Origin of the sequence: Haloferula sp. (assembly GCF_049672945.1) — a bacterium.
Classification (GTDB): domain Bacteria; phylum Verrucomicrobiota; class Verrucomicrobiia; order Verrucomicrobiales; family Akkermansiaceae; genus Haloferula.
Map to the genome: position 1 here is coordinate 1 of NZ_JBATWY010000083.1, position 6,300 is coordinate 6,300.

The 6,300-nt window shown below is 49.6% G+C and carries 6 protein-coding genes; all 6 read right to left on the reverse strand.

What is annotated here, in order from left to right; genetic code table 11:
- A partial coding sequence (locus WBG04_RS07080; RefSeq protein ID WP_424313684.1) for a sulfatase-like hydrolase/transferase occupies positions 1 to 896 on the reverse strand: 896 nt, incomplete at its 3' end.
- A 102-nt stretch (positions 897 to 998) separates the two neighbouring features.
- Positions 999 to 2,210: a hypothetical protein gene (locus WBG04_RS07085; RefSeq protein WP_424313685.1), complete on the reverse strand. Its 1,212-nt coding sequence runs from the start codon at positions 2,208 to 2,210 to the stop codon at positions 999 to 1,001.
- Positions 2,211 to 2,294: 84 nt separating this feature from the next.
- Positions 2,295 to 3,437 carry a putative glycoside hydrolase gene (locus WBG04_RS07090; RefSeq protein ID WP_424313686.1) on the reverse strand — a complete coding sequence of 381 codons (1,143 nt, stop codon included), beginning with the start codon at positions 3,435 to 3,437 and terminating at the stop codon, positions 2,295 to 2,297.
- A 156-nt stretch (positions 3,438 to 3,593) separates the two neighbouring features.
- Positions 3,594 to 5,345 carry a hypothetical protein gene (locus tag WBG04_RS07095; protein ID WP_424313687.1) on the reverse strand — a complete coding sequence of 584 codons (1,752 nt, stop codon included), beginning with the start codon at positions 5,343 to 5,345 and terminating at the stop codon, positions 3,594 to 3,596.
- Positions 5,346 to 5,853: 508 nt separating this feature from the next.
- Entirely contained in the window at positions 5,854 to 6,045 is a 192-nt protein-coding gene (locus WBG04_RS07100) for a hypothetical protein (protein ID WP_424313688.1), read from the reverse strand.
- A 72-nt stretch (positions 6,046 to 6,117) separates the two neighbouring features.
- Positions 6,118 to 6,300: GIY-YIG nuclease family protein (locus WBG04_RS07105; RefSeq protein ID WP_424313689.1), on the reverse strand; the 183-nt coding region annotated here is incomplete at its 5' end.

The following is a 6,300-nucleotide window of genomic DNA, read 5'->3' on the forward strand; positions in this document are numbered from 1 at the left end:
TCGATGACTTTACCAACATAGTGGTCGACGAAGCTACATGACGCGAGATAGGACTGGATAACTTCATGCCATTGATCTTTTTCGATAAGCTTGTCGGTGCAGGGCATGCCAGCCTCGATATTGAGCCGCTTTGAAATTTCTGGTACATCATCGAGATCATTGGCCTTGAAGGGTGGCATTTTTAGTTTCTTCGAATCTGGGTAGAGGTCAAACCATCGTTTGGGCACAATCCATGGGACGTGAGGGCGAAGGAAACCAACCATCATCAAAAACGGCTTGTTATGCTCTTGTTGTAATTTTTTGATCGCCCATTCTGCTGCTTTTGGATCTGACATTCTATCTTCCTGGCCGGGCCAGTAAGCCCAGTCAGTCATGGTCTTGCCTCTATTGTATTTCTGTTTGCCCTTGGGGTGGTTGTTCCAGTTTCCTCGCCCCCCTGACTCATCGACGCTATCTCTAGGAACGTGTTTGTGGAACAATTTACCCACTGCCATGACATGGTAACCATGCTCTCTGAAGTATTCTGGTATGGTACTAGTCCCCATTTCTTTGCCTCGTTGCTGAACTTTCTCGTCAGGCATGTGGTTGTAGAAGCCATTGGTCGTGGCTAGTGTGCTGGTCATGATGCTGGCCCGCGCTGGTCCACAGAGCGGGTAGGGCGTGTGGGCTCGGGTGAAAACCATTCCCTTCGAGGCAAGGCGGTCCATATTCGGCGTAATCGCATCGGGATAAATTCCCATGAAAGCGGGCATGTCATTCAAGTCATCGACCGAGATGAACAGCACGTTCGGGCGCTCTTCTGCAGCTCCAGTGGATGGAGGAAGAGCTAGCAGGAGCGAGCAAAGGAGAGAATGGATTGGAAAAGAAAATCTCAAGAGCGCTTCATTTTTCTGCATGATCATAGATGACAAATTCAAAGGGGGTTTTCGCCGGCAGGTGGCTAGGGGTAATGGCTTTCGTCCTTCTCACGGGTTGCCCCGTTCGCTCCCCAAGCATAATCATTGATTGGCAGACTTTAGATAATCGAGTTCATCCTGCGATAAACCGAGGCTATTGAGGTGTTGATTAATTCCTACACGGTTCACTTCGTTACTACGGGCTATGACTGTGTACACGAGCTCGGAACGCTTTTGGATGTCATCCATCGCGAGTGCCCAATCGATGGCTTGAACGGGATGATCGTAGGAGAGGTAGTTGGCGATGACTTCTGCACCCGCGTCGTGGATATCCTTATCGGTTTGCTCGGCAAACCATTTGGTTGCGGCATCGGTATCCTGAGGCAGCCAGCCTTCTGCCAAGGCTTTTGCGGCGATGGGCTGATACGACGTGGGGTAGTCTTTGATCTTTGCAGCCATTCCAGTGGGGCTGTATTCCGACAAAGAAAAGAGCATTTCTTTCAAAAGCTCTGCTTGGAACGCGGATGGATTATCCGCAATCTCAGCGCTGAACTGATCAAATCCCTCGGCAGGCACATTTGCTGCGATCCACCTGAGGCCTTTTTCGCGAAGATCCCCGTTTTGCTGTCCTTTCACCCATTCGAAAGCCTCCGGGAAATTGGCTCTCGAATACAGTCCGGCAACTTGCTCGAATAGCCCTGCCTTCAGTTCGGGGGAGGTGAGCTTGTCTAACACTTGAGCAGCTCCAATCGGATCTTCTGCGGAGTGCCTTAGAATGATGTTCCTTTTTGCTCCGTCCAGTGAACCTTCGGGGAAGCCGCTTCCATCCAATGAACTCAGCCAGTCATACACGCTCTCGATATCATCGAGCAAAATTCCCTGTGAGATTCCAAAGACCAATGCTGATTTGGCATATGGATCAGATTCCTCGGATAGCAGAAGCTTCCCATTCTTCGGATCTGCTTCAGCCCAAGCACTTAGGATCATGGCCTGCAAGCTTTTGAATTCAGGCTCCGTCAAACGACCCTTATCTGCCACTAGTTTTTCATATGCGGCTTGGGGATCTTTGTCGAAAATAGCGATTAGATCATTGGGGTAATCACCATCGGCTCTCGTTTTTTCCCTTTCCTCGCGAGGATTCGAGTTCCGTTTTGGTGGCGGGACTCCTTTGTCTATTGCTTCACTGGCGCTTGCGTCTTTGTTGTCCGGGGTCTTCGGGATGAGAGCGAACCCGACAAAAAGCGAAAAAACGAGGGTCAGTGCGCCTGCGACGATTTTTTCGTGGCGGGACACTAAGGGGGATTCGGGCGACATGGGTTTGAAGAGATGGCTTGATCCTAAAAGTCCGCTATCCGGTATCGGATTAAGATACTGGATAGCGTAGCTGTTCAGGCGGGATCAGGGATTCCAATTGATAGTGGAATTTCCTGTCTCCAGATTGATAAAGACATAGGCATTTTCAAATCTTCGATCATATACATATTCACTTATCCTATTGCCGGGGCCCAAAGGTTTCCCAAGCCTACGCTTGAAGTCCATGTGATTCAGGCCGTTAGAAGCATCGGGTATAGAGTCTTTATTCGCATCTACGAACACCTTGTGCCAGCCTTTATCCATATATCCATAGTAGGAGTTGGCATTTGCGCAAATGAGATAGGCAACCATAGAAAACCGGTGGTCGGCCGGGCCCGTTTTCCTGACAAGGCTTTCCGGCCATCCGATGCAGACGATTGTCTTGTCGGCTGGTACTTCGAGAAGCAGTTCGATTTGTTTAGCTGCTTGCTCCTTGGTGGTGCAAAAAGATCCAGAGGCCATGAATTCAACAAAGACCCCATCGGTTATGTCCAATACTCTATTGCCGGCATTGACGGAGACGCCGTAGTCTGTTTTGAGAACGAAGAATCCGTTGTATATGGTGAATCCTCTGAGCTTTCTGATCGCATCCATAGTCCGGGAGAATGTCCCCCGCCTTTGAGCTAGACCTACAGCATCGATGAAGGTGCCGTAGAGGTCGCTCGAAGAGACTGCATTGTTGGGGACGTCCGCCCATTTCCATTGTGAAGTGACGTTGGGGAACTCGAAGCTAAATGGCCGAGGCACTCCATTTGGTGTGTCTTTGAACCACCAAGGGGTGTTTGTAAGCATGTCGGCTATTTCTTTATACGAATTGTCGTAGGCGATTTCAGCGTTCCAGTAGTAGAGGGACTTGGTGTTGGTTGTGGGGAACTTGGCATTCCAATTTTTGATTCTTGAGGCAGCCTGCTTGAGGGCGAGGGTGGATTGGCCTTCGTAGATGGCCTTATTGTGGGCTTTCTCGATGGTATTCAGGCTGAAGTGAGCCTTGATGTAGTCAAGCTCACTCCGGGTGTATTGTGATATCAGATTATTGTTATGGCCGTAAAGGCGAACTTTGCTCCAATCTCCAGCCTCCACGTAATCGGCCATGGAGTTGGCACTGCTCCCTATCAAAAGAGCTGATGATATTGCAGCTTTTAGTAGGGAGTTCCTTGTCATTTTTCTTTTTTGTGGTTTTTTTCTCATGTTTCAGGGTGCCTTTCAATAGGCGAGATGGGTGGGTTTGGATAGTTGGGTGAGGCAAGGTAGTGAGTTGGAGTATCTGAAGGGGGAATGTATTCACCTGTGCGTGCTTCCTATCCTCCGGCAGCTGGATTCTCTCGGTGACCATGCGCTAATCGCTTACTCGTTTTCAATAACGGGAGCGGGAATCTTCACATGGAGTTGTGCATTATCGGAAGTGCCGTCCGACTTAGCTGCGCCGAATGAGTAAAAATCCGATGCGGTGGCAAGAGTGCTTGCTACGGGAGAGGTTTTCAGTGTGAGAATCATATAACTACCCTCTTCCCATTGATTCTTAATATAGAATGAAAGATTCTCCCTTCCCAAGCCATCAAGAGAATGATTTCCAGGGGCGGAACTCGTCGTGATGAAATCCTTCATTACTAAGTTGGCGGCCTGATAATCGGATGCTAGCAGCTCACCAGTGGCTGAGACTCGGCTATAATATAAGTCGACGTTGAAATTCGGGGTTCCCGACTTGCTGTTGTAGCTGATCGAAAAATCGCCACCAAGAACCTCGGCTGCCGTCGCGCCATTCATTTGAAAGGCAATCGCTGCATGCGTTCCCGGTCCGTAGCTCAACGTTCCTACATTCAATCCCTGGTTATACTGAAGGGTGTTGCCTTGACCGTTAATGGCAGCGTCATCTCTAATTCGGGCGCTGCTCGAATTATTTATAGCGAATTCAACCGTTTCAGGATCGGGGGTGGTCACCTCCGAAATATTGATTTTGTAGAATAACTTTTCCGGGGCTTCATTCACGGGAGTGTCAATTGTCACACGCTCCCATTCATCATCAATATCTGATGCCATTTCGGTTCCCGTTGCGGAAACCCAGGAGTCATCACTAAGGGTGGATGATTGTAGAGGGGCGTAATCGACAGACGCGCCCTTTCTTCGGACATACTCGAAAGAAATATTTCTTTCTGAGTCCACGTTTGTAACGCCTAATACGGGTAAGCCGCCCGTCCCTGTGCCAGGAATAAGTGTTCTATGATCTGGTTTATTAACATTCAGATTGAAGGCGTACTTCAAGAGATTATTAAGTCTGTCGTCATGTAGTATGGAATTCGGCAGAGCATCCGAAACGCTAACGCCTGCGGACTCGATCCAAGTGGCGTATGATTTAGGAGCTGTGGAAAATTGTTTAGCAACGGCGATCAGCTCGTTGCGCTGCTGGAGTGACATCCCCTCAGGCAAGTAGGGGAAGTCTGACAAAGTGAATCCTGGGAACCGATCATCCAAAATAGTCTGAAAGAAAAGCGCTGCGGCAAGAAAATAACCTGTTGATGAGGCATGGACTACATCTCCAGACTGAAGATCTTCTCCAGTAACATATACCCCGTTTTCATTTACATACTGGAACGCTCGTCCTACCGGGGTAACTCTTGAGTCAACGCCTTTGTAGTTACCTAGTGCCGCAGCGAATTCACAACCGCGGTGATGTTTTTCAGATGTCGCCTGATCAAAAGAGTAAGCAAAAAGTCCATATTGAAGAACTCTAGGACTCCCAGGAGATTGCTCTTTTATCAAGCTATAATATGCATTATAGGTATTAACAAATTTACTCGAAGACGCGACTCCATTCGTGAAATAAGGATGATCTATATTACTGGTATATATATCAATAAAACTATCGCCACGTGCGAACTCCTCTGAGAAAGCATCATCCACAATATCAACAGCCCTTGTATCGAAACCCGTTCGCTGCTGCATGGTAATATACTGAAACTCACCGCGCTTAGGTATCCAGGATTCTTCGATGTAATCGTAGAGGCCTGAGATAGCGGCTCCCCCATCCCCAGCAAAGAAAGATATGCCTGTCAATACGTCCGGGCGCGCATTCAAAAAACCATTCAGGTGGGGAACCATACGGTTCGTGTGGCTGTTGCCTATGCAAAGAACTCTTACTCTCGGTACGTCGGCTGAAACGCAGGGCATGCTGAGTGTTAACAGGGTTAGTAACATTCCTGCATGTCTCCTGATTGGGGTGGTTTTTGGTGATTGGTAATTAGCGGTTTTCATGAGAGTTTTTCAATTGATTAAAAATAGGCCCTTCACTTCGCGCGGGGACTTGTGGCGCTCTTGGCTCGGTCTTTCCCGGCTGCTAGGAAATTGCTTTTGGCGGGCGGCTCCTGAACCAGCCGTTGGGCCGGACCAGAGGGCGGGGAAAAGGGGGTTGCGGGGGGAAAGGGGCTGAGGAGGTGCTTCGGTGAGGCAGTAGGCGGGGTCCCGGTATGAAGAGTCCCCCTTCCACGCCAGGTCTTGGCGGTGCCGGGTGATTTCAGGACGATTTCCATTACTCGTGAGCATAGAACTACAGCCCGCTTTGCCAAGATGGTTTTTGGTAGCGGTTGTTTTCGAGCCAATTCGGACGGATTCAGGAATCTTCGAGCACTAGGGTAAAGCCGTCGCCGAGGGGGACTTCCTGAGGCTTCCACGTGGGGCTCTGGTCGAAGTCGTCCTTGTCGTGACCGGAAGGCCCGCGCGGACGGTTGAACCAGTCAAGATCCGGTTCGTCGTCAGGAATCCATTCCTTGATCGCCTGCCATGGCGGCTCGATGGGCTCCATTCTCCGCTAAAGCTACGAATGGCAGGCCAATTTTTCGCTGACGTAGCGAATGGCAGGGCAGACTCGGGAAGATCAGGTGTGCAAAAGTCTCTTACGGGCGAAGGCTTTTCCGGATGCGGTCTTGAGATAGCGCTCAAAATCGATAGCTGCGCTTTCGGATTCAAATCCACCATACCAGGCCAGAGTCCAAGGTGCGCCCGTTTTGGTCGAATTGTTTCCACCCTGATCGTGGACTTTCAGACGCTTTTTCAAATC